Raw genomic sequence first — 23103 nt, 5'->3', positions numbered from 1 at the left:
AACATGGGCGAGCACAACCAGCCTGTCCGGCGCTTGAGGACGAGGCCCTTTCAGGGCCGAAGGGGGGGTCCGGGGGCGGCAGCCCCCGGGGACGGGAAGGGCAGGGGCGGCGGGGGCGAGAATCGCCGTCAGGCGAACACGCCCCCCTCCCCGAAGACCACCGCACCGAACCGCTCCCCGATCCGCCGATGCGTGGCGGCATCAGGATGAAGCTGATCCGGCAACGGCAGCTCCTCGGAATCCCGCTCCCCATAGAGCTCGCGCCCGTCGAGATACCACAGCGACGGATCCTCCCCCGCCCGCTCGGAAACGATCCGCGCCAACTCCTCCCGAATCACCCGCAACGTCAGCTTTCCTCCCGCCGCCTCCGCCGCCTCCCCCATCGGCACGAACGTCAACCGCCCTTCCCCCAGCCCCCCGAAGTCCGGCGCGGTGGGCCCGGGCGTCTCCTCGTGCATCGGGCACAGAATCGGCGACACGACCAGCAGCGGCGTCCGCGGATGCCCCTCCCGCACGGTGTCGAGGAACCCGTGCACCGCGGGCCCGAAAGCCCGCAGCCGCATCAGATCCATGTTGACCAGGTTGATCCCGATCTTGAGGCTGATCAGATCGGCCTCCGCGTCCCGTATCGCCCGCGCGGTGAACGGATCGAGCAGCGCGCTCCCGCCCAGCCCGAGATTGACCAGCTCCACCCCGCCGAGCGACGCGGCGACCGCGGGCCAGATACCGGTGGGCCCCGCCCCGTCGGAACCGTGGCTGATCGAACTGCCGTGATGCAGCCACACCCTCCGCCCCGAGGGGCGCGCCGGCTCGACCGCCGCGTCCGTGCGCAGGGCGACGAGCTCGGTGGTCTCGTTGTGCGGCAGCCAGATCTCGACGTCCTTGTCGCCCTCGGGCAGACCGGAGAAGCGGACGGTCCCGGGCCGCCCGGCCCGCCGCTCGACACTTCCGTCCCGCATGTCCATGGTCACCGTGTTGCCGTCGGAGATGCTGCCCCGGCCTGCGGGGCGACCGTCGACGAGCAGCTCGTAGACGCCGTCGGGGCGGGGCGGCGCGCCGATGTAGAGACGCTTGGTGGGCAGCGCGTCGAGTTCGACGACGGTGGCCCGGGTGCGGAACGCCAGCCGCACGCCCGACGGCTGGGACTCGGCCATGGCGAGCTGCTCGTCGGCGCACTGGGCGCGGGCCCGGGCGGGCAGCCGGTGCGGCAGCACACCGTGCTCGGTCCGCTCGATGTCCAGGGCGCCCCGCAGCAGCGCGGCGGTGACGGGCGTGGTGATCCAGCGGTCGCTGGAGCGGTCGTCGGTGGGCATGACCTCATCCTTGTCGTTCGGGAGGCGCCGGCCAGTCCCGCAGCAGCGCGTCGAGGGCGTCCACGATCCGGTTCCAGCTCTCCTGACTGTCGGGGGCGCTGTGGTCGAAGCCGCCGCCCAGCTCCAGGCCCACGTACCCGTTGAAGACGCTGCCCAGCAGCCGCACGGCGTGGGTCTGCTCCGGCTCGGCCAGGTCGTAGCCGCGCAGGATCGCCCGGGTCATCCCGGCGTGCCGGACGCCGGCGCTCGCGGCGGCCGTGGCCGCGTCGAGCCGAAGCTGGGCGGCGGCCCACCGGCCGGGGTGTTCGCGGGCGTAGTCGCGGTACACGCCTCCCAGGGCGGCCAGCGCGTCCTTGCCGGCCCGCCCGGCCAGCGCGGCCGCGCCCCGGTCGGCCAGCTCCTCCAGGGCGACCAGGGCGATCCGCGTCCGGAGGTCCTGGGAGTTGCGCACATGTGAGTAGAGGCTCGCGACCTTGACGTCGAAGCGCCTGGCCAGCGCCGAGACGGTCACCTGGTCGAAGCCGACCTCGTCGGCCAGTTCCGCGCCGGCTCGGGCGAGGCGTTCCGGGGTGAGACCTGCACGCACCATGAGGCCGATTATGCAATTGCCTAAAGGTGTTAGGCAAACGGGACGCCCCCTGCCGGAGACTCGGCATCTCTTAGGAGCGAGCTGACGATGAGTTACGAGCCCGCGCCCGGTCTACCGCACGTGGACGCGACGACACCGCCCGTACTCACCCTGCCCGGACCCATACCCCGCGCCCGGGTGCCCGAACTCTGCGACGACGTGGGCAGACTGCTGGAACGCACCGGCGCCCGTGCCGTCGTCTGCGACGTCACTCGCCTCGGACCGCCGGGACTCTGGACCGTGGACCTGCTGGCCCGGCTGGAACTGGCCGCCCGCCGGGCCGGCGGGCGCGTCCGGCTGCGCGACCCCGATCCCTCGCTACGCGCCCTGCTGGACCTGGTCGGGCTCCGCTTCGAGGTGGAGGGGGAGACCGAAGAGGGGGAACCAGCGCTCGGTGTCGAGGAAGAAGTGGAACCCGGTGAGGCGGCCTTCTGAGATCTCCAGCACCTGGATCGCCCACGGCGTGAACCCGCCCGCCTCGGGGTCGGGCTTGTACTGCGCGAACCCCGGCAGACCGTTGACCTCGACGGGCAGCAGCCGTGAGCCCGCGCAGGCCGCGCCGAACGTCGTCATGAAGCCCGCGATGTCGTCGTGACCGGTCAGCCACAGGTCGAACGGCGGCATCGACATCACGGCGTCCTCGTGCAGCAGGGCCGTCAGCGCCGTCATGTCGTACCCCTCGAACGCGGCCACGTAGCGCTCCAGGAGTTCGCGCTGCCCCTCGTCCAGAGGGTCGGAGACCGCCGCGTCCGCGCCGGAGTCCGCCCGCTCGGCGAGCGTGGCGCGGGCCCGCTGCAGGGCGCTGTTCACCGAGGCCACCGACGTGCCGAGCAGCTCGGCGACCTCGCTCGCCCGCCACGCCAGCACCTCGCGCAGGATCAGCACCGCCCGCTGCTTGGGCGGCAGTTGCTGCAACGCCGCCATGAACGCCAGCCGCACCGACTCCTTGGCCACGGCCGCCTCCGCCGGGTCCTGGACCGCAGGCAGCACCCGTCCGTCGGGCATCGGCTCCAGCCAGGTGTTGTCGGGGCTGGGCGACAGGGCCGCCTGGGCGAGCGGCGTCGACTCGGTGAGGTCCATCGGGCGGGCCCGCTTGTTGCCGGCCGAGAGCATGTCGAGGCAGACGTTCGTCGCGATCCGGTACAGCCACGACCGCAGGCTGGAGCGGCCCTCGAATCTGTCGTAGCTCCGCCATGCCCGCACCAGGGTGTCCTGCACCGCGTCCTCGGCCTCGAAGGAGGAGCCGAGCATGCGGTAGCAGTAGCCGGTCAGCTCGACCCGGTGTTTCTCCAGCCTCGCGTCGAGATCGTCGGCCGTCGCCGTGCCCGCCGTACCGTCACTCATCGTCGTCCACCCACCCCTGTGGCCCGTCTGTCACGCGCCAGTGCGCCCAGTACTCCGGAAGCTATCGCACGCCACTGACAACGGCCCCCCGAGCAGCGGAAACCGCAGGTGGGGGGCCGTTCGTCAGAAGCCGGTGGTGGGTGCCCGGCGGTCTCTCAGCCGGCGGCGAGCAGGGTCTGGCGGCGAGCCGCCCGGGTGCCGAACGCGGTGATCGTCACCACGCCGAGCACCGCGAGGACGCCCACGCCGACCGTGCCGGCCCAGCCGCCCGCGTGGAAGGCGATCGCGCCGACCGTGCTGCCCGCGCTGGAGCCGATGTAGTACGCCGACTGGTAGAGCGCCGAGGCCTGGGCGCGGCCCGTCGTCGCCGTCTTGCTGACCGCCGAGGACGCCACCGCGTGGCCCGCGAAGAAGCCCGCCGTGATCAGCACCAGGCCCAGCAGCACCAGCGGCAGCGTGTCCGCCAGGGAGAACAGCAGGCCCGTCGCCGTGGTGCCGCCCGCCAGGTACAGCGCCCCGCGCCGGCCGAGCGTGCCGACCAGCCGGCCCGCCGTCGACGCCGACACCGTGCCCACCAGGTACACCAGGAAGATCGAGCCGACGATGCCCTGCGGCAGCGAGAACGGCGCCTCGGTGAGGCGGTAGCCGATGACCGTGTACACGCCGCCGAAGACGGTCATGAACAGCGCGCCGATCGCGTACAGCCGGCACAGCAGCGGGTTCGACAGGTGGTCGCGAACAGTACGGGCCAGGACACGCGGGCGCAGCGAGCCCGGGGTGAAGTGCCGCGGCGCCGGCAGCAGCAGCCGGAAGGCGACGGCGCAGGCCACCGCGAGCACGCCGATCGCGCCGACGGCGACCCGCCAGCCCCACTCCTGGGCGACCCAGCCGGTGATGACCCGGCCGCTCATCCCGCCGACGCTGTTGCCCGCGACGAACAGGCCGATCGCGGTGACCAGAGCACGCGGTCGGACCTCCTCCGCGAGGTAGGCGGTGGCCGAGGCGGGCAGTCCGGCCAGGGCCGCGCCCTGCACGCCTCGCAGCACGACCAGCCAGCCCAGCGAGGGGGCGAAGGGCACCAGCAGTGCGACGCCCACGGCGACGGCCAGCGAGGCCGTCATCACCGCGCGGCGGCCGTAGCGCTCCGACAGGGCGCTCATCGGCAGGACGAACAGCGCCAGACCGCCGGTCGCCGCCGCCACCGTCCAGCTCGCCTCGCTCGCCGCGACCCCGAACTCGCCGGAGATCAGCGGCAGCAGCGCCTGCGTGGAGTACAGCAGGGCGAAGGTCGCCACACCGGCGAGGAAGAGGGCGAAGCTCATCCGGCGGTAGCCGGGGCCGCCCGGGGCCATACGGGAGTCGGAATCCGCCCGGGACACACCGGGGACGGCGGAGGCGGAGGAGGGAACGGTCACGACGGCGCCCACAGCGGTGGACGCCCCGGTACTGGCGGGAGACATACCTCGAAACTACGGACGGCCCCGCTCATCCGTCCAATGCATGGAATCCCCATAATCGTTCCTATGGTGCATCAGCAGAGGTCACAGAGCCGCCTGTCACCGTACAGTGACACAACAGACATGAATGACGACATCGTCACGCTCCTCGCCCCGCGGCTCGCGTACTTCGCGGGCGTCGCGCGCACCGAGCACGTCACCCGGGCCGCGCACGAGATGCAGGTCCCGCAGTCCACCCTGTCCCGTGCCATGGCCCGCCTGGAGCAGGACCTCGGCGTCGACCTGTTCGCCCGCCACGGCCGCACGGTCTCCCTCACCCCCGCCGGACGCACCTTCCTCAGCTCCGTCGAACGGGCCCTCGCCGAGATCGAGCGGGCCGCCGACGAGGTGCGGGCGGACGCCGACGCCGCCACCGGCAAGGTCGCCTTCGGCTTCCTGCACACCATGGGCGCCGAGACCGTCCCCGCCCTGATCCACGACTTCCGCGCGGACCACCCCCGCGTCCGCTTCAGCCTCGTCCAGAACTACGGCGAGGCGATGCTCGAAGGCCTGCGGGCCGGCGAACTCGACCTCTGTCTGACCTCGCCGATCCCCGACGCCCCCGACCTGGTCGCCCGCCGGCTGGACGAGCAGAAGCTCCGCCTGGTCGTCCCCGCCGACCACCGCCTCGCCGCCCGCCGGCGCGTCCGCCTGGCGGAGGCCGCCGACGAGAGCTTCGTGACGCTGGAACCCGGCTACGGTCTGCGCCGCATCACCGACGCCCTCTGCTCGGAGGCCGGCTTCCGCCCGAGGGTCGCCTTCGAGGGCGAGGAGGCGGAAACCCTGAGGGGGCTGGTGGCGGCGGGCCTGGGCGTCGCCCTCCTCCCGCCCCCGGCCGTCCCCCGCCCCGGCGTGGTGGAACTGACGGTCACGGCGCCGAGAGCGGTCCGGGAGATCGGCGTCGCCTGGCTGGACGGCCACCCGGACACACCCCCGGTGGCCGCCTTCAAGAAGTTCCTGCTGTCGAGAAGGGGGCATCTGCTGCCCTGACGAGGCGAGCCCGCTACCGTCGCAGCGACTTGCCGAACCCCGCGGCCAACGGCATCCGCAACCCCAGCGGCGGCGGAGCGAGCATCGCGTCCTCGACCGGCCGGGAGAAGCCCCGCCCGAACAGCACGCCCATCACGAAGTCCTCACCCAGGGCCAGCACTTCGCTGCGGTACTGGTGCAACCCGTGCCCGTCGGCGTGCACTTCGAACCGGCACACCTCCCGGTTCACCTTCTTCGCCCGGGCCGCCAGCCGGAACGACAGCTCGGGGTCGGTGCGTTCGTCGTGCGTTCCGTGCACGATGAGCACCCGCCGGCCCACGAGCTGCTTCACCGGTTCGGGCGCGGCCGCCACGTCCTCCTCCGGCAGCCAGGGAGCGATCGCCAGCACCGAGTTGACGGCGTCGTGCCCGCCCGCGTGCAGGGCGGCCCGCCCGCCCATCCCGACGCCGGCCAGACACACGGGGACGTCCCCGTAGCGTCGTACGGCCTCGTCGGCGGCCCACGAGGCGTCGGCGACGAGCCGGGCCTCGCTGCCGTTCCAGCCGCGGTAGCGGTACTGCACCGGGTGCACGGCCAGCCCGTCGCGCCGCCCCGCGCGGGCGAGCCCGCGGCCGAGGGCACGGACCGGCGAGGTCGCCCGGGCCGCCCAGGACAGCGCCGAGGGTCTGCGCTCGGAGACCTCCGTCCCGTCGGGGAGCAGCAGCACCACGCCGCTCACCGCCTCCGGCTCCGGCCCGATCGCCTTCCCCAGCCCGGCCGTTCGCACCGGCGTCGCTTGCTGTCCCATGGCAGAACAGTGTCAGAAGCGCGGGCGTACGCGACCTGTCCTCGCGGTCACCGTTGCATATCGGCCGGAGCGCGCACCGCGCCGTCTACGCGCGTAGGAGTTAGAGTTCACAGATGACGAGCCAGAGCATCCAGAGGGGCGCCGCACCGAGTTCGGACCAGATCCGCCGCGCGCCCAAGGTTCTGCTGCACGACCACCTCGACGGCGGGCTGCGCCCCGGCACCGTCGTCGACCTGGCCCGCGAGGCGGCCTACGACCGTCTCCCCGAGAGCGATCCCGACAAGCTCGGCGTCTGGTTCCGTGAGGCCGCCGACTCCGGTTCCCTCGAACGGTATCTGGAGACCTTCTCGCACACCGTCGGCGTGATGCAGACCCGGGACGCGCTCGTGCGGGTCGCCCGCGAGTGCGCCGAGGACCTCGCCGAGGACGGCGTCGTCTACGCCGAGGTGCGCTACGCCCCCGAACAGCACCTCGAAGGCGGACTGAGCCTGGAGCAGGTCGTCGAAGCCGTCAACGAGGGCTTCCGGCAGGGCGAACGGCTCGCCCGCGACAACGGCCGCCGCATCCGCGTTGGCGCCCTCCTCACCGCGATGCGACACGCGGCCCGCGCCCTGGAGATCGCCGAACTCGCCAACCGCCACCGGGACCTGGGCGTCGTCGGCTTCGACATCGCCGGCGCCGAGGCGGGCTACCCGCCCACCCGGCACCTCGACGCCTTCGAGTACCTCAAGCGCGAGAACAACCACTTCACCATCCACGCCGGCGAGGCCTTCGGGCTGCCGTCCATCTGGCAGGCCCTCCAGTGGTGCGGCGCCGACCGGCTCGGGCACGGGGTGCGCATCATCGACGACATCGAGGTCGCCGACGACGGCTCGGTGAAGCTCGGCCGGCTCGCCTCCTACGTGCGCGACAAGCGGATCCCGCTCGAACTGTGCCCCAGCTCCAACCTCCAGACCGGGGCCGCCGACTCCTACGCCGAGCACCCGATCGGGCTGTTGCGCCGGCTCCACTTCCGCGCCACCGTCAACACGGACAACCGTCTGATGTCCGGTACCAGCATGAGCCGGGAATTCGAGCACCTTGTCGACGCATTCGGTTATACGCTCGACGACCTCGCATGGTTCTCTGTCAATGCTATGAAGTCAGCTTTCATTCCTTTCGATGAACGGCTGGCCATGATCAATGACGTGATCAAGCCCGGATATGCCGAGCTGAAGTCCGAATGGCTGTTCCAGCAGACCGCTTCCACCAGCGGTTCCGTGGTCGCGGAGAGCTGAACCCCGAAAATCCGGGGCGCGGAATGCGGGCGGGCCTTCACGGTCCGTCCGCATTTCGGTGTTTGCGGTGGGCGCCTTTCCGTGTTTACGGTCTTGGACCGCTCAGTTCCCCTGTCTTCGAGGACGCATTCATCATGAAGCAGTCTGCTGCCAAGACCCTCGGCGTCGCCGCCCTCGGCGCCGCCTTCGCCGCCGTCGGCGCGGGCGCCGCCAACGCCGCCCCGGCCGTCCCGGACGCCGCCCAGGCGCTGGACGGCGTCACCAGGACGCTGCCGGCGGAGAACGTCGCCCAGGCGCTGCCGGGCGCCGACGGGGCGCTGGAGCAGGCCCAGCCGTCCCTCGGCGCGGGACTGGCCGCCGTGCAGCCGGTCGCGGAGAACGTGCTCGCGCAGGGCCCCACCGCGCCCGTCGCGGGTCTCCTCGGCGGGCTGCCGGTGCAAGGTCTGCCGACCCACGGCGTCCCGGTGAACGGCATCCCCCTGGGCTGACCGGACTCACCCGCCGTCGGGGCGCACCCGGAACCCCGGGCGCGCCCCGACGGCGTACCGGCGACCGGCGCCGCCGGGGGATTCCGCGGCCTCACCAGGCCGGCCGGCCCTTGCCCTCCGCGGGCAGGAAGATCCACAGGGCGATGTAGAGCAGGAACTGCGGGCCCGGCAGCAGACAGGACAGCAGGAACAGCACGCGCATCGTGGTCGAGGAGGTGCCGAACCGGCGGGCCAGCGCGGCGCACACTCCGGCGATCACGCGGTCGTTCGTGGGGCGGGCGAGGCTGGACATCTGCGGCTCCTTGGCGAGCGTCGGTCCGGGGCCGCCCTGTGCGGCTGCCCCGACTGCCTTCCACGCTAAGGAGACGAACGGGACGAAGCGTCGCTCTACGGGGCGATCCCGACCCTGGGAATCGTCGGGGTCCGCCCCTGAGCCGCCTCGTCCGCCCAGGCCGCCCGCCGCCGCCGGAGCTCACTGTGACGCCGCAGCCGGCCACGGGCCGCCGGCACCACCGCGACGTGCGCCAGCGCCACACCCGTCGTGTTCAGCAGCAGCGAGTCGACGTCCACCACGCGACCGGGCACCCCCGTCTGCAACAGCTCGACGGCCAGCGACATCAGGGCGCCGGCGGCGACCGTACGGACGAAGGAGGCGACCGGGGAGACCCGCAGCCGGCCGTGGGCCAGCGGCAGCAGCACGCCCAGCGGGGCGAACAGCGCGAGGCCCTCGCCGATGCGATGCGCCGCCTCCGGCCAGCCCAGCCGCAGATCGGCGCGGATCCCGGCGAAGGGACGCAGGTTGGTGGGCATCACCCACGGGACGTCGAGCGGGCGCAGCGTGCACCAGGCGACGAACAGAAGATGTGCGGCCAGGAGGACGATCCCGGTCGCACGGATGCGGATCACGGCGCTGCCGCCGATGGAGCCTTGACGCTGCACGAACCCCTAGACGCGCCCCCCGGCACGATCGGTTCCGGCCCGGGACAGGTGTGCCCCCTGTCACTCCCCGGCCCGCCCGGGACGGCCCCCGACGCGCACCCGCCGGGCATCACGGCAGACCCTTAGGGGACGCGCGAAGGGTCTTGAGGGTCCTCAGCGGGTCCTGAGGGTCCTCAGGCGATCGCCGTGGACGGCGGCTTCTTGGCGCCCGGGCGTGAACGCACCTCGTCCGTGCACGCGTACCGGCGCGGCCGCTCGGCGCCCGGACCGCCCAGCACCACCGAACCGTCCCCCTCGGCCGCCGCCGAGTCGGAGAAGGTGCACACCAGTTGGGCGAGGGCGTACGAGGTCAGGTCGCCGGGGGAGACGCTCAGCCGCAGCGCGTCGTCGGGATCCCCGGGGCGCGGCCCCGCCACCCTCATGCCGCCGGTCACGTCCGTGGTGTAGCCGGCCCCCTTCTCGGCCGACGACGGCGACCCGGCCAACTCGTCCAGGAGGCCCTGGGCGACCAGGACGCGCCGCGCGGAGTCCACGGCGCCGTCCGGCACCGGCAGGCTCCGGTCCACCGCGACCAGCGACGAGCCGCACAGCAGGAACACCCGCACCGGCACGCCCCGCACGCTCTGCGACGCCGCATCCGGCCCGGTGAGGGAGCAGCGCACCCTGGAGGGCGCGGGCCCGAAGTCGGTCGGCACCTCGGTCGCCCGGATCCCGCAGCCGGCGAGCAGCACGCCCGACAGCCCCGCGAGCAGCGGCAGGGCGAGCAGCCGGCGAGCGTTCCCGCGTACGTTCATCCTGCGTCCCCCCGCAACTCCCGCTGTGCCTCCACGCGCGCGTCGCCCCGCACGTCCTTCTGCCGGTCCTCGCCGTCCGCGTCCGGCTCCTCCGCCGGCTCCGAGACGCCCCTCGGCAGCCGCAGCGTGAACACCGCGCCTCCGTCGGGGGAGTTGGCGGCCGTGATCCCGCCGCCGTGGATATGGGCGTTCTCCAGGGCGATGGACAGCCCCAGACCGCTGCCCTCGGAGCGCGGCCGGGAGGCGCTGGCCTTGTAGAACCGGTCGAACACGTGCGGCAGGACGTCCTCGGGGATGCCGGGGCCGTGGTCGCGCACCGCGATGACCATCTCGTCGTCCGCCGCCGTCACCGACACCCGCACCGGCGAACCGCCGTGCTTGAGCGCGTTGCCGATGAGGTTGGCGAGGATCACGTCCAGGCGGCGCGGATCGATCCGCGCGTGGAGGCCGCGCTCGGCGTCCAGTTCGACCGCGTCCAGCCAGGCCCGCGCGTCGATGCAGTGGGTGATCTGGTCGGCGACGTCCACGTCGTCCAGCACGAGCCGTGCCGTGCCGGCGTCGAAGCGGGTCACCTCCATCAGGTTCTCCACCAGGTCGTTGAGCCGTCGCGTCTCGGACACCACGAGCCGCACCGCCGGCTCGATCATCGGGTCGATGCCGCCGGACTCGGCGTCCAGCTCCTCCTCCAGCACCTCCGTGACGGCGGTGATCGCGGTGAGCGGCGTGCGCAGCTCATGGCTCATGTCCGCCACGAAGCGGCGCGAGGCCTCGTCCCGGGCGGCCATGTCGGCGACCCGCTTCTCCAGCGCCTCCGCCGTCCGGTTGAACGTCCGTGACAGATCGGCCAGTTCGTCCGTCCCGGAGACCCGCAGCCGGGTGTCCAGCTGGCCCTCGCCGAGCCGGCGCGCGGCGACCCCCAGCCGGTGCACCGGCTTCAGCACGGTCGTCGCGGCCGCCTGCGCCAGCAGCGCGGCGCCGACCAGCGCCAGCCCGGTGGCGATCCCCAGCGACCAGGCCAGCGAGTTGAGGTCCTTGGCCTCCGGTTCGAGGGACTTGCGCATGTAGCCCGTCGGCCCCCCGCCGAGCACCTTCGTCCCCGCCACCAGATACGGCGTCCCGTGGTCGACGACCCGCTGCCAGTACAGGTGGTACGGCGACTTGTTGCCCGCGCCGGTGTCCTGCCGGCGGTTCACCGCGGCACGCAGTGACTCGGGCACGTCCTGCAGCGAGAAGCCGTTCAGGCCCCCGGAGCTGCCGTACATCGCCCTGCCGTCCGCGTCCTCGGCGACGAGCAGCACGCTGAAACGCTGGCTGCTGTTGGCCATCTGCCCGGCCGTCTGCTGCAGTTCGTCCCGCGAGGGATCGGCGGGCAGCGCGCCCGCCCGGTTCTGCATCTCCTGCTCGAAGTCGCGCAGCACCGCGCCCTGCGTACGCGTCAGCACCGCCTCGCGGTTGAGCCAGTACGCGATGCCGGACGCGGACACGGCCGCGGTCAGCGCCACCAGACCGAAGACCACCACCAGCCGCAGCCGCAGGCTCGTGAAACGCAGCCGTGCGATGTGTCCCTTGCGCGCCGCGGACCAGCCGCGGATCCCCCCTTGCCGTCGGATCACTGAGGGTTGTCCAGGCGGTAGCCGACTCCGCGCACGGTACGGATCAGGGTCGGGGAGGACGGCACGTCCTCGACCTTGGCGCGCAGCCGCTGGACGCAGGCGTCCACCAGCCGGGAGTCGCCGAGGTAGTCGTGCTCCCACACCAGCCGCAGCAACTGCTGCCTCGACAGCGCCTGGCCGGGCCGCCGGCTCAGTTCGAGGAGCAGCCGCAGTTCGGTGGGGGTCAGCTGGAGGTCCTCGCCGTTCTTCGTCACCGTCATCGCCGCGCGGTCGATGACGAGGCTGCCGAAGGCCGCCGAGTCGTTCGACTCCCGCTCCCCGCGGCGCAGCACGGCCCGGATCCGGGCGTCGAGCACCCGCCCCTGGACGGGCTTGACCACGTAGTCGTCGGCGCCGGACTCCAGCCCGACCACCACGTCGATGTCGTCGCTGCGCGCGGTCAGCAGGATGATCGGCAGCTGGTCGGTGCGCCGGATGCGCCGGCACACCTCGAAACCGTCGATGCCGGGCAGCATGACGTCCAGCACGATCAGATCCGGCCGCTGCTCGCGCAGCAGCTTCAGACCGTCCTCACCGCTCGCAGCGGTCGCCACCCGGTGTCCCTGGCGCGTCAGAGAGAGCTCCAGGGCCGTACGGATGGCGTCGTCGTCCTCGATCAGCAACAGGGAAGGCACGGGCTCATTCTGGCCCATGGCGGCCCGTCGTTCGACCTGTGGGGCACGACGGTTGTGGCACCGACTCGTGTGAACGATCTGTGGTGTCGCCGTGAGGGACCCCTGTGACAGGTCTGTGACAGTCGGCGGACACGGCGATGAAGTGACCCCGGCAAGCTTTTCGGCACAGGCAAGGAAGCAGGACCGGAAGCGAGCCGGAAGGCGAGAGACCGGGAGCGGAACGCCGGCGGTGAACCGCACGGAACAAGAGACCGAAACACCGGAAGTCCACGACGGGGGGCGCGAGATGAACACGCTGCACGGGCTGAGCAACAGCGCAGTGGTCACGCGTCTGCACGACGTGCACCGGGGTTTTGAGAAGTCCGGTGTCACGAGCGGGCGGGGGTGCGCTCGCAGCACCGGACGTCAGCACACGACCTTCATGTCCGTGGTCGACGGGCGCTCGGGGGAGAGCGCCGGGGCGACCGACGGGGGAGTCGCGTACGGGGAGGACCAGGGGGAGCGCCGCTCCCTGGCGGAGGCAGCGGACGCCGAAGCGGCGTTCACCGCCTACGTCCAGGAGCGCCGCGCCTCCCTGTACGCGACCGCGTTCCACCTCACCGGGGACCGGTTCGAGGCCGAGGACCTGCTGCAGAGCGCGCTGTTCTCGACCTACCGGGCGTGGGACCGGATCAGCGACAAGGCCGCGGTCGGCGGCTACCTCCGCCGGACCATGACCAACCTGCACATCAGCGCGTGGCGCCGCCGCAAGCTGAACGAGTACCCGACCGAGGAGCTGCCGGAGACGGCCGGCGACACGGACGCGATGCGCGGCACCGAACTGCGCGCCGTCCTGTGGCAGGCGCTGGCCCGGCTGCCCGAACTCCAGCGCACGATGCTGGTCCTGCGGTACTACGAGGGCCGCACCGACCCGGAGATCGCGGAGATACTCGGCATCAGTGTCGGCACGGTGAAGTCCAGCATCTGGCGGTCGCTCCGCCGGCTGCGCGAGGACGAGGTCCTCAGCTTCGGCCGTGACGAGGAGGACGCCTTCGGCGAGCTCGTCGCCTGAGGTGAACGGGGGAGCCGGCTCCGTTCAGGGAAGCCGGTGCACGGGGGAATCACGGGGGAGCGGTACCGGGGGGACCCGACGGGGGAAGCTCGGGAGAGCGGTACCGCGCACCACGCCGTCAGCGCCTGCGGGGGGACACGCGGGCGCAAGGACGGGGGAAACACGGGGGAACAGGGGGAACACGGGGGAGCACGAAGAAGCGGGGCTGGAGGGCCGGGGGGTCCGTCCAGCCCCGCTTCCGTGCTGTCGCGAGCGGGCCGCCGTACGCCCGCTACACCGCCGTACGCGTCGTCGGCGCGCGCCGGCCCGCCGCCGCCGAGGCCAGGCGGCCCATGGCCTCGTCACGGTCGCAGGCGTACGCGCCGAGCGCCGACTGCCGGGCCACGATGGAGCGTTCGGTCCGCATCAGACGCCAGCCGCGCCGCAGCAGGAAGGGGACCGATTTGCGGCCCTCCTTCAAGTCCCGCAGGAAGCGCCGCCTGAAGGTCGTCACCGGACCGCGGCTCAGGCACAACGCGTCGGCCAGGACGCCCAGTTCACGGCAGCGGCCGATGATCTCGGCGGCGAAGATGCCCTCCGCGATGAACAGCGGGGTCCGCCCGATGTCGACCGACTCCACACCGGTGCGGGCGCTGAGGGAGATGTCGTAGACGGGGACGCCGGTACGGCCCGTGCGGCACAGCTCGGTGATCGCGGCGATCGCGGTGTCCGCGTCCCAGGAGCCGGGATGGTCCCAGTCGATGTCGGAGCTCCCCGCCACCAGCGGCAGGGTCGGGTCGTCGCCCTCCTTGTAGAAGTCGTCGAGCCGCAGCACCGGAAGGCCGGAGCGGGCCGCGAGAAGGGACTTGCCGGAGCCGGAAGGGCCGCAGAGCAGCACGACGCGCGCGGGTATGGGCGGATGGGAACTCACGGGACACCAGTGTGAGGCATCGACCGGCCCGGTCACGACCCCGCGGGTCGGCTTTGCAGCGCGCGTCACACCCCAACTACCCTTCGTGTCGACCCGATCACCGAACGCACCAGAAAGCGGGCGCCCCGATGGCACGACACGCTTCCCCCAAGAACCCCGCCGGCCGGCGCGCCCTGGTCGCCCTCGCCACGGCGGGGGCGGCACTGGGCGTGGGCGCGGGAACCGCCGCCGCCGACACCGCACCGGGCCTGGACCTCGCGCAGACCCGCCCCACCTCCCTGGGCGAGGTGGACCCGCAGGCGGCCCTGGCGGCCATGACCGGCGCGGTCGGCTACGCCACCGGCCCCGTCACGGACCTCAAGCCCAACCCCCTCGCCGGCACCGGGGTGGACCCCCTCGACAACGGCGTGGGCACCCAGGTCGCCGACTTCCAGCCCCTGACGTCCCAGATGCTGACGGGCCCGGTGGCCCAGGCGGAGTCCTTCGGGAGCATGCCGGTGGTCGGCCAGGCGGCGGGCCTGCTGCGCGCCTGACCGCCTCCCGCGGGGCCAACAGCCCGAACAGGCCGGGTCTCTCCGTCCGAGAGACCCGGCCTGCGCTGTACGGCGTGCGACGCGGGTGTCAGTACGACGAGCCCGACGCGCCCAGCGATCCCGTCGGGTGCCAGACCGTCTTCGTCTCCAGGAACGCCGTCATGCGGTCGATGCCCGGGGTGGCGGACCAGTCGTCCACAGGCTGTGGACGCAGGACGCGCTTCAGGTTGTCCGCGGCGGCGATCTCCAGCTCCTTCGCCAGCGCCTCGTCCGCGCCCGCGAGGTCGATCGCGTTGACGTCCTGGTGTGCGGCGAGGGGCGCCGCGAGCTCCGCCGTACGGCCGGAGAGGACGTTGACCACTCCGCCGGGGACGTCGGAGGTGGCCAGGACCTCGCCGAGGGAGAGGGCGGGCAGCGGGGCCTTCTCGGAGGCGACCACGACCGCCGTGCTGCCCGTCGCGATCACCGGGGCCAGCACGCTCACCAGGCCCAGGAACGACGACTGCTGCGGGGCCACGACGGCCACCACGCCCGTCGGCTCGGGGGAGGACAGGTTGAAGTACGGCCCCGCGACCGGGTTGCCGCCGCCCAGCACCTGGGCGATCTTGTCGGTCCAGCCCGCGTACCAGACCCAGCGGTCGATCGTCGCCTCCACCTGCTCGGCGGCCTTCGACTTCGACAGGCCCTCCGCGTCGGCGACCTCGTGCGTGAACTGGCCCTTGCGGCCCTCGAGCATCTCGGCGACCCGGTACAGGACCTGGCCCCGGTTGTACGCCGTCGCGCCCGCCCAGCCGCCGAACGCCTTGCGCGCGGCCACGACCGCGTCCCGGGCGTCCTTGCGGGAGGACAGGGGCGCGTTCGCCAGCCACTTGCCCTTCGAGTCGCTCACCTCGTACACCCGGCCGCTCTCGGAACGCGGGAACTTCCCGCCGACGTACAGCTTGTAGGTCTTGAAGACGCTGAGACGCTGCTGCTCGGACTTATCGACTGTGCTCATTTATCGCTCGCCCTCCGGGCTCGACGGGGCGAGGTACGCCTCCAGGCCGTGCCGGCCGCCCTCGCGGCCGAAGCCCGACTCCTTGTAACCGCCGAACGGCGAGGTGGGGTCGAACTTGTTGAACGTGTTGGACCAGACGACGCCGGCCCGCAGCTTGCCCGCCACCGCGAGGATGCGCGAGCCCTTCTCCGTCCAGATGCCCGCCGACAGGCCGTACGGCGTGTTGTTGGCCTTGGCGACGGCCTCGTCCGGCGTGCGGAAGGTGAGGACGGACAGGACCGGGCCGAAGATCTCGTCGCGGGCGACGGTGTGCGCCTGGGTGACGTTGGTGAACAGCGTCGGCGCGAACCAGAAGCCGGACGTGGGCAGTTCACAGGCCGGCGACCAGCGCTCGGCGCCCTCGGCCTCGCCCTGGTCGGCGAGCGCGGTGATCCGGGCCAGCTGCTCGGCGGAGTTGATCGCGCCGATGTCGGTGTTCTTGTCCAGCGGGTCGCCGAGGCGCAGGGTGGACAGCCGCCGCTTCAGCGACTCCAGCAGCTCGTCGTGGATCGACTCCTGGACGAGCAGCCGCGAGCCGGCGCAGCAGACCTGGCCCTGGTTGAAGAAGATGCCGCTGACGATGCCCTCGACGGCCTGGTCGATCGGCGCGTCGTCGAAGACGATGTTGGCGCCCTTGCCGCCCAGTTCCAGCGTGAGCTTCTTGTGGCTGCCGGCGACCGTGCGGGCGATCTCCTTGCCGACGGCGGTGGAGCCGGTGAAGGCGACCTTGTCCACGTCCGGGTGGGCGACGAGCGCGGCGCCCGCGTCGCCGTAGCCGGGCAGGATGTTGACGACGCCCCGGGGCAGGCCCGCCTGGCGGCAGATGTCCGCGAAGAACAGCGCGGACAGGGGAGTGGTCTCGGCCGGCTTGAGGACGACCGTGTTGCCGGTGGCGAGCGCCGGGGCGATCTTCCAGGCCAGCATCAGCAGCGGGAAGTTCCAGGGGATGACCTGGCCGGCGACGCCCAGCGGCCGGGGCGAGGGCCCGAATCCGGCGTGGTCGAGCTTGTCGGCCCAGCCGGCGTAGTAGAAGAAGTGCGCGGCGACCAGCGGCAGGTCGGCGTCGCGGGTCTCCTTGATCGGCTTGCCGTTGTCCAGCGTCTCCAGGACGGCGAGCTCACGGCTGCGCTCCTGGATGATGCGGGCGATGCGGAACAGGTACTTCGCGCGCTCGGAGCCCGGCAGCGCCGACCACTTCCCGAACGCCTTGCGGGCGGCCCGTACGGCCCGGTCCACGTCCTCGGCGCCGGCCTGGGCCACCTCGGAGAGGACCTCCTCGGTGGACGGGGAGACCGTCTTGAAGACCTTGCCGTCCGCCGCGTCGGCGAACTCGCCGTCGATGAACAGGCCGTAGGACGGCGCGATGTCGACGACCGAGCGGGACTCGGGAGCCGGGGCGTACTCGAATGCGGATGCCATGGTGATCAGTCCACCGTCACGTAGTCGGGGCCGGAGTAGCGGCCGGTGGCCAGCTTCTGACGCTGCATCAGCAGGTCGTTCAGCAGCGAGGAGGCGCCGAAGCGGAACCAGTGGTTGTCCAGCCAGTCCTCGCCCACGGTCTCGTTGACCAGGACGAGGAACTTGACCGCGTCCTTGGTGGTGCGGATGCCGCCGGCGGGCTTCACGCCGACCTGGACGCCGGTCCGGTCGCGGAAGTCGCGGACGGCCTCCAGCATGAGGAGGGTGTTCGCGGGCGTCGCGTTGACGGCCACCTTGCCGGTGGACGTCTTGATGAAGTCGGCGCCGGCGAGCATGCCGATCCAGCTGGCGCGGCGGATGTTGTCGTACGTCGACAGCTCGCCCGTCTCGAAGATGACCTTGAGCCGGGCGGAGTCGCCGCAGGCCTCCTTGACGGCGACGATCTCGTCGTACACCTTGCCGAACTTACCCGCGAGGAACGCGCCGCGGTCGATGACCATGTCGATCTCGTCGGCGCCCGCGGCGACGGCGTCACGGACGTCGGCCAGCTTGACGTCGAGCGCGGCGCGGCCGGCCGGGAAGGCGGTGGCGACGGAGGCCACCTTCACACCGGAGCCGGCGACGGCGGCCTTGGCGGCGGCCACCATGTCCGGATACACGCAGACCGCGGCCGTGGCGGGCGTGGTGCGGTCGGTGGGGTCGGGGTGGACCGCCTTCGCGCCGAGCGCCCGGACCTTGCCCGGGGTGTCCGCGCCTTCCAGCGTCGTCAGGTCGACCATGGAGATGGCCAGGTCGATGGCGTACGCCTTCGCGGTCGTCTTGATGGATCGGGTGCCGAGGGATGCGGCGCGCGCCTCCAGGCCGACCGCGTCGACGCCGGGCAGCCCGTGGAGGAAGCGGCGCAGCGAGCTGTCGGACGTCGTGACGTCCGCGAGTGCGTGAGCTGCGGTGGGTGCATTGGTGGGCATGGTCACCAGACGAGCATATCTACGCGCGTAGCGGGTGTACACCCCGGCGGGGGATCCGGGGCGGTTCCCGGAGTGGCGTGCGGTGGCTCCGGCGGTGGGTGGGTGTCGCGACGGCTTCCGTTGGAACCGACGCCGCGGTGACCTCCCGTCGGGAACGGGTGCCGCGGTGACCTCCGTCGGGACGGATGCCTCGGCGGGCTCCCGCTGAGAACCGCCGCCGCGGTGGCCTCTCGTGGGGAACCGGCGTGGCGGTGGCCGCCACGGAGAACCGGCGGTGCGGTGGTCTCTCGTCGGGAACATGCGCTGCGGTGGCCGCCACCGAGAACCGGCGCCGCGGTGGCCTCCCGTCAAGAAGCGGCGGTGCGGTGGTCTCTCGTCGGGAATCGGCGCTGCGGTGGCCGCCCCCAAGATCCGGCGCCGCGGTGGCCTCCCGTCAAGAAGCGGCGGCGCGGTGGCCTCCCGACGGGAACCGGCGGCGCGGTGGCCTCCTGGCGGGAACCGGCGCGGCGGCGGCCGCCCCCAAGAACGGGCGCGCGGTGGCCTCTCGGCGGGAACCGCCGCCGCGGTGGCCTCTCGGCGGGAACCGGCGCGGCGGCGGCCGCCCCCAATGAACGGGCGCGCGGTGGCCTCTCGGCGGGAACCGCCGCCGCGGTGGCCTCCCGTCGAGAACCGGCGCTGTGGCGGCCGCCACGGAGAACCGACGCCGCGGTGGCCTCCCGCAAGAACCGGCGGCGCGGTTGCCTCCCGGCGGGAACCGGCGCTGCGGTGGCCTTCCGCCGAGAACCGGCACTGCGGTGGCCTCCCGGCGGGAATCGGCGCTGCGGTGGCCTTCCGCCGAGAACCGGCACTGCGGTGGCCTCCCGGCGGGAATCGGCGCTGCGGTGGCCGCCCCCAAGAACCGGCGCGCGGTGGCCTTCCGTCGAGAACCGGCCGGAATGGCGAAAAAAGGGGGGAGCGCCACCAGGGGTGAGGTCATCGCCGGAGTGTCGAACACCGGCGGATATCTGAATTACCGCGCCTTGACCGGGGGAATTACCCTCACCGCCCGTCAGGGCCGTTTCGCGGACTTTCGCGGGGTAGATGACCAACCGCCCAGCCGGCGCCAAGGAAATGACGCCGGCTGGGGGATCCATTCCTCTCGGGGGGTGCCCATCGCGGCGTCGAGCCCGATGCTGGGCTGCCCTACGCGCAAGGCAGACAGCGGCCGGACCGGACACCGCGCCCCCCGGAGAGGTTGGGCTGCCCACCGGTTGGATGCCTCCAGTGACGCAGAATGCGGAATATGCCGCAAGGGATATGTGTCCCCGTCACCCGATCGGAGGGGCGTATTCAGGAGCGCATTCCATGAGCGGGCATGGTTCACTATTCCATTACCGACAATATTGTCCGGTGTATGCGTCATCGACCACTAATGGAGAAGGTGGCCCCGCCGGCCTTGAGACTCCCGGGAAGGATCGATTTTGCAGCCCCACGCACGCACGCGTGCGGGCCGGACGTCGATCGCCGTCCGGCCCGCACGCGCGTCTGTCACACGTAGGTGAACCCGCCGGAGACGGTCACACTGCCGGCCGGGGTCGTCACGACGACCGCCGCGTTACCGGCCACGCCGGCGGGCGTGAGGGCCGCCAGCACCGTGCCGGTGGCGTCGACGACCACGTTGGTCGCCGGGACGCCGCCGATGGTCACGGTGGCCCCGGCGAGGTTGGTGCCGACGATGGCGATCGGCGTGCCGCCGACGGTGGCGCCCACCGACGGGGTGATGGAGACCGCCGTGGGCAGCGGCGGACCGACGTAGGTGAACCCGCCGGCGACGGTGGTGCTGCCCGCGGGCGTGGTCACGACGACGGGGACGTTCCCGGCGGCGTGCGGCGGGGTGACGCCGGTGAGCAGGACGCCCCCGACGACGGTCACGCCGACGGCGGGAACGCCGCCGAAGGTGACGCTCGCACCGGTGAGGTTCGTCCCCACGATCGTGAACGGCGTGCCGCCGGTCGTCGGGCCGGTCGGCGGGGTGAAGACGAGGACCGTCGGGGGCGACGGCACGACCGGTCCCACGTAGGTGTAGTTCGCGGGCGTGCTGGCGCCGGCCGGGGTGGTCACGACGACGGGCACGTTGCCGGCGGCGTGCGGCGGCGCGACCACGGTGATCAGGAAGCCGAAGAGGTCCTGGGAGACGATGGTCGCGGGCGTGCCCCCGAAGGTGACCGAGGTGGCGCCGCCGAGGTTGGTGCCGATGAGCAGGACGCTGTTGCCGCCGGCGGTCGGCCCGAAGCCGGGCACGGCGGCGATCAGCGTCGGCGACGACACGATGGGGAGCAGGGATGCAGACATGGCTGTCCTCCTGGACGAGGTTGTGGTGTGTGCGAGGTACGTCGCTCGCGCCGCGCGGGTGCCGGCGTGGTTCCGGGCCGGGGTCGGCACGGCTGCACGGGCAGGGGGACGGCCCGAGTCGGGACGTCGGACGATCAGGGTGCCGGGATCAGAGGCCACGATCTGGGCGCTGTGACGGCCTTCGAAAAGCCGCCGAAGACCTGTCGTCCAGCTCTCGGGCATGGGCTGCGGCGCAGATGCATGTGCGACGGACGCACATGAGACAGGTCGCGGGCATCAGCGATACGCGCTACCCCGAATGGGATGGGCCGCCCACCGGTATGTCCATTGATCCATGCGGGTGAGGGAGTGACAAGAGAGCTGACGGAACATCACCCGTATGGCGGGGCGTGAGACCTGCGCCGACGCCGTACGGCCCGTAACGGCCTTCCGATGCGCCCGTGTGCGCCCTTGTTCACGGCGGGGCGGGAGTTTCATCCCCGCGCGGGTGTGGAAGAGGGGGCCAGGCGGTGAGTGGGACGAGCCGGGGGGTGCGAGGGAGTCGGGCCGCGGGCGCGAGGGGGCCGGCGTTCCCGCTCACGGACGGTTTCGGCCGCTCAGCCGCCGCTCGGGCGCCCGGCGTCCGGGCGGGTCGGCCCGCCGAGGGGCCCTGCGGCAGAATCGGGAGCATGACGACCCCGGAAGACCAGTCACCCGCACCGCGGCCCCCGGCGCCCGAGTCCAAGGACCGCATCTACCGGTCCCCCGCCGGCATCGCGGCGGGAGTGCTGCTGCTCGGGCTCGTCGGCTGGCTCGGCCTCGACGCGATCCTCGTCGGCAAGGGCCGCACGCCGTGGCTGGCGCTGGCGACGCTGCTCCTTCTGGTGCCGCTGATCGTCGCGTTCACGGTCCGCCCCGCGGTGTACGCCAACGACGACCGGCTGCGCGTGCGCAACCCGTTCCGGGTGATCGCACTGCCCTGGGGCGAGGTCGACTCCCTCCGGTCCGGCTACTCCAACGAGGTCGTCACCCACGCCGGGGCGAAGTTCCAGCTGTGGGCGATCCCCGTCTCCCTGCGCGGCCGCAAGAAGGCGCACCGGCAGGAGGCCAAGACGGCGGCGGACCGCGAGGGACGCGGCGGCGGCCGTCGAACCGGCGGCCTGGGCGGGTTCGGCGGCCCCGGCGGCGGCGAACCCACCGCGCGCGGCGCGAACGCGCGCACCGGTACGGGCGTTCCCGAGGGCCCGGTGAGAGCCGAGGGCGACAAGATCATCCACGAGCTGCGGCTCCTGCGCGAGGCACGCGGGAAGGCGGCCGGCGCCCAGGGCGAGGTGACGATCCGCTGGGCTTGGGAGATCATGGGCCCCGCGGCGGCGGGCGCGGTGCTCCTGGGCATCCTGCTCGGCCTGGGCTAACCACGACGCGACCCGCCTCCCACCGCCGAGGGCCCGCGACGTGACGCCCCCGCGCCCGGCGAGGGCCCTGGGGCGACGCCCCGGCGCGACCGGCTGACGTCTGCCGCGCCCGGCCCCGCGGTCGGCGTGCCGCGTGACCCGTACGCGTCGCGCGTCGCGTGGGCTGTACGCGGCAGCGTGCCGCGTGGGATGTACGCCCGCGAACGTTCCCGTCCGGGGCGCTCCTGCCGCGGGCGTCGCCGTTGCGGGTGCTACCGCCGGCGCGCACCCCGCGCCGCCCGACCGGGCCCGCGACGCCTACCGTCCAGTCAGTCACCGGTGCCCAGGCGCACCGTTCCGAGAATCGAGGGGGCCTTCCGATGAAGACCCGGCGCAATTGGCGCAGCAACAGCAAGCAGAACCCCGGGCGCGGGGCGTGGGCCCCGGCCCTGGTGAACCGGGTGGCCGGCCTGGTGCGGGGCCGCCGCGGCCGGCTGGCGGGCGGAGTGGCCGTCGCGCTGCTCGCCCTGGCGGGTGGCCTGTGGCTGCTCTTCGGCGGGGACGACGACGCGAACCGGCCCCCCGATCCGAGGGCCCGGCAGTACCGGGACGTCGACGCCTGCCTGTTGACCGGTGCGGACGGCATAGCCCAGGGGACGGTCGCCGCCTCGGTGTGGGAGGGGATGCAGCAGGCGTCCGAGGAGACCCGGGCCAGGGTGAGCTATGTGCCGGTCACGGGGGAGCAGTCGGCGGCCAACGCCCGGCCGTTCCTCAACGGGCTCGTGCAGCGGCAGTGCGAGATCGTCCTGACGGTCGGCGCACCGCAGGCGCAGGCCGTCCGGGCCGTCGCCGGACAGCATCCTTCGCTGCCGTTCGTCGTGGTCGGCGAGGCAGTGGCGACGGCGAAGAGCAACGTCACCGCCGTACCGCCGGGTGACGGGCTCAAGGCCGCGGTGGTGCGGGAGATCCGGGACGCCGCCTCGGACAACAGGCCGTGAACAGCCGCAAACTGATCACCAGTCAGTAAAGATCACATAAACATGGGGATCCCGTGTAGAAATTTTGTTCGTGAATAGGCAAACCTTGCGAGGTTCTGTAAGGACCACGTAAAGGCTGTCCATGCGCAAGCAACGGGGGCG

The 23103-nt window shown here is 72.5% G+C and carries 23 protein-coding genes; 8 read left to right on the top strand and 15 right to left on the bottom strand.

Going from position 1 to position 23103, the window contains the following annotated elements:
- Positions 1-128: 128 nt before the first annotated feature.
- Positions 129-1313, bottom strand: a complete 1185-nt coding sequence (locus tag ACFYXA_RS19480) for a GDSL-type esterase/lipase family protein (protein WP_389034297.1) — start codon at positions 1311-1313, stop codon at positions 129-131.
- A gap of 4 nt (positions 1314-1317) precedes the next feature.
- Positions 1318-1902: a TetR/AcrR family transcriptional regulator gene (locus ACFYXA_RS19475; protein WP_389034294.1), complete on the bottom strand. Its 585-nt coding sequence runs from the start codon at positions 1900-1902 to the stop codon at positions 1318-1320.
- Between the two features lie 87 nt (positions 1903-1989).
- On the opposite strand from ACFYXA_RS19475, the gene ACFYXA_RS19470 reads away from it, so the two are divergent.
- The gene (locus ACFYXA_RS19470; RefSeq protein ID WP_389034291.1) at positions 1990-2376 is read left to right on the top strand and encodes an STAS domain-containing protein; all 387 of its coding nucleotides are present in this window, start codon (positions 1990-1992) and stop codon (positions 2374-2376) included.
- Here the strand turns inward: ACFYXA_RS19470 and ACFYXA_RS19465 are convergent.
- Both ACFYXA_RS19465 and ACFYXA_RS19460 read right to left on the bottom strand, forming a co-directional pair.
- A complete protein-coding gene (locus tag ACFYXA_RS19465) occupies positions 2260-3285 on the bottom strand; it encodes a sigma-70 family RNA polymerase sigma factor (protein WP_351095211.1) in 1026 nt (341 codons plus the stop codon). The two genes, ACFYXA_RS19470 and ACFYXA_RS19465, sit on opposite strands and share 117 nt — an antisense overlap.
- Before the next feature lie 155 nt (positions 3286-3440).
- The gene (locus ACFYXA_RS19460) at positions 3441-4745 is read right to left on the bottom strand and encodes an MFS transporter (protein WP_389034287.1); all 1305 of its coding nucleotides are present in this window, start codon (positions 4743-4745) and stop codon (positions 3441-3443) included.
- Positions 4746-4808: 63 nt separating this feature from the next.
- Here ACFYXA_RS19460 and ACFYXA_RS19455 point away from each other — a divergent pair, with 63 nt between their 5' ends.
- The gene (locus ACFYXA_RS19455; protein ID WP_389034284.1) at positions 4809-5771 is read left to right on the top strand and encodes a LysR family transcriptional regulator; all 963 of its coding nucleotides are present in this window, start codon (positions 4809-4811) and stop codon (positions 5769-5771) included.
- 13 nt (positions 5772-5784) lie between these two features.
- Here the strand turns inward: ACFYXA_RS19455 and ACFYXA_RS19450 are convergent, their stop codons facing one another.
- Positions 5785-6558 (bottom strand): alpha/beta hydrolase, encoded by a 774-nt coding sequence (locus tag ACFYXA_RS19450; protein ID WP_352250601.1) that lies wholly within the window; start codon positions 6556-6558, stop codon positions 5785-5787.
- 113 nt (positions 6559-6671) lie between these two features.
- Between ACFYXA_RS19450 and ACFYXA_RS19445 the strand changes: the two genes are divergently transcribed.
- Together ACFYXA_RS19445 and ACFYXA_RS19440 are read left to right on the top strand one after the other, a co-directional pair.
- Positions 6672-7835 carry an adenosine deaminase gene (locus tag ACFYXA_RS19445; protein ID WP_389034281.1) on the top strand — a complete coding sequence of 388 codons (1164 nt, stop codon included), beginning with the start codon at positions 6672-6674 and terminating at the stop codon, positions 7833-7835.
- Between the two features lie 134 nt (positions 7836-7969).
- Entirely contained in the window at positions 7970-8323 is a 354-nt protein-coding gene (locus ACFYXA_RS19440; RefSeq protein ID WP_352250605.1) for an ATP-binding protein, read from the top strand.
- A 91-nt stretch (positions 8324-8414) separates the two neighbouring features.
- Here the strand turns inward: ACFYXA_RS19440 and ACFYXA_RS19435 are convergent, their stop codons facing one another.
- The 5 genes from ACFYXA_RS19435 to afsQ1 all read right to left on the bottom strand — a co-directional run bounded on the left by ACFYXA_RS19435 (position 8415) and on the right by afsQ1 (position 12343).
- Positions 8415-8615, bottom strand: a complete 201-nt coding sequence (locus tag ACFYXA_RS19435; RefSeq protein ID WP_130441378.1) for a PspC domain-containing protein — start codon at positions 8613-8615, stop codon at positions 8415-8417.
- Between the two features lie 95 nt (positions 8616-8710).
- Entirely contained in the window at positions 8711-9262 is a 552-nt protein-coding gene (locus ACFYXA_RS19430) for a VanZ family protein (protein ID WP_352250607.1), read from the bottom strand.
- Positions 9263-9435: 173 nt separating this feature from the next.
- Complete coding sequence (locus ACFYXA_RS19425) at positions 9436-10056, bottom strand: hypothetical protein (protein WP_389034277.1); 621 nt, start codon at positions 10054-10056, stop codon at positions 9436-9438.
- Complete coding sequence (locus tag ACFYXA_RS19420) at positions 10053-11669, bottom strand: ATP-binding protein (protein WP_389034274.1); 1617 nt, start codon at positions 11667-11669, stop codon at positions 10053-10055. Before ACFYXA_RS19420 ends, ACFYXA_RS19425 begins: the two co-directional genes overlap by 4 nt.
- Positions 11666-12343 carry a two-component system response regulator AfsQ1 gene (gene afsQ1 / locus ACFYXA_RS19415; protein WP_207228799.1) on the bottom strand — a complete coding sequence of 226 codons (678 nt, stop codon included), beginning with the start codon at positions 12341-12343 and terminating at the stop codon, positions 11666-11668. Before afsQ1 ends, ACFYXA_RS19420 begins: the two co-directional genes overlap by 4 nt.
- Before the next feature lie 286 nt (positions 12344-12629).
- Between afsQ1 and ACFYXA_RS19410 the strand changes: the two genes are divergently transcribed.
- Positions 12630-13394 (top strand): SigE family RNA polymerase sigma factor, encoded by a 765-nt coding sequence (locus ACFYXA_RS19410; RefSeq protein ID WP_389034270.1) that lies wholly within the window; start codon positions 12630-12632, stop codon positions 13392-13394.
- 271 nt (positions 13395-13665) lie between these two features.
- Here the strand turns inward: ACFYXA_RS19410 and ACFYXA_RS19405 are convergent, their stop codons facing one another.
- Positions 13666-14373, bottom strand: a complete 708-nt coding sequence (locus ACFYXA_RS19405) for a uridine kinase (RefSeq protein ID WP_351095189.1) — start codon at positions 14371-14373, stop codon at positions 13666-13668.
- Between the two features lie 59 nt (positions 14374-14432).
- Between ACFYXA_RS19405 and ACFYXA_RS19400 the strand changes: the two genes are divergently transcribed.
- Positions 14433-14837 (top strand): hypothetical protein, encoded by a 405-nt coding sequence (locus ACFYXA_RS19400; protein WP_389034267.1) that lies wholly within the window; start codon positions 14433-14435, stop codon positions 14835-14837.
- 88 nt (positions 14838-14925) lie between these two features.
- On the opposite strand, the gene ACFYXA_RS19395 is transcribed toward ACFYXA_RS19400, so the two are convergent.
- The 4 genes from ACFYXA_RS19395 to ACFYXA_RS19380 form a co-directional block, all read right to left on the bottom strand.
- Complete coding sequence (locus ACFYXA_RS19395; protein ID WP_389034264.1) at positions 14926-15834, bottom strand: aldehyde dehydrogenase family protein; 909 nt, start codon at positions 15832-15834, stop codon at positions 14926-14928.
- Entirely contained in the window at positions 15835-17292 is a 1458-nt protein-coding gene (locus ACFYXA_RS19390) for an aldehyde dehydrogenase family protein (RefSeq protein WP_130441396.1), read from the bottom strand.
- Positions 17293-17297: 5 nt separating this feature from the next.
- A complete protein-coding gene (gene deoC, locus ACFYXA_RS19385; protein WP_130441707.1) occupies positions 17298-18260 on the bottom strand; it encodes a deoxyribose-phosphate aldolase in 963 nt (320 codons plus the stop codon).
- A 1527-nt stretch (positions 18261-19787) separates the two neighbouring features.
- On the bottom strand, positions 19788-20591 hold the full coding sequence (locus tag ACFYXA_RS19380) for an IPT/TIG domain-containing protein (protein WP_351095181.1): 804 nt from the start codon (positions 20589-20591) through the stop codon (positions 19788-19790).
- Between the two features lie 668 nt (positions 20592-21259).
- Here ACFYXA_RS19380 and ACFYXA_RS19375 point away from each other — a divergent pair.
- Both ACFYXA_RS19375 and ACFYXA_RS19370 read left to right on the top strand, forming a co-directional pair.
- Positions 21260-21985 (top strand): PH domain-containing protein, encoded by a 726-nt coding sequence (locus ACFYXA_RS19375; RefSeq protein WP_352250622.1) that lies wholly within the window; start codon positions 21260-21262, stop codon positions 21983-21985.
- 359 nt (positions 21986-22344) lie between these two features.
- Positions 22345-22962, top strand: coding sequence for a BMP family ABC transporter substrate-binding protein (locus ACFYXA_RS19370; protein ID WP_389034258.1), 618 nt, complete (start codon positions 22345-22347; stop codon positions 22960-22962).
- The last annotated feature ends 141 nt before the right edge of the window (positions 22963-23103 follow it).

Source organism: Streptomyces sp. NPDC002566 (assembly GCF_042889585.1).
Classification (GTDB): Bacteria; Actinomycetota; Actinomycetes; order Streptomycetales; family Streptomycetaceae; genus Streptomyces.
This window is presented reverse-complemented; position numbering and strand designations above follow the sequence as displayed.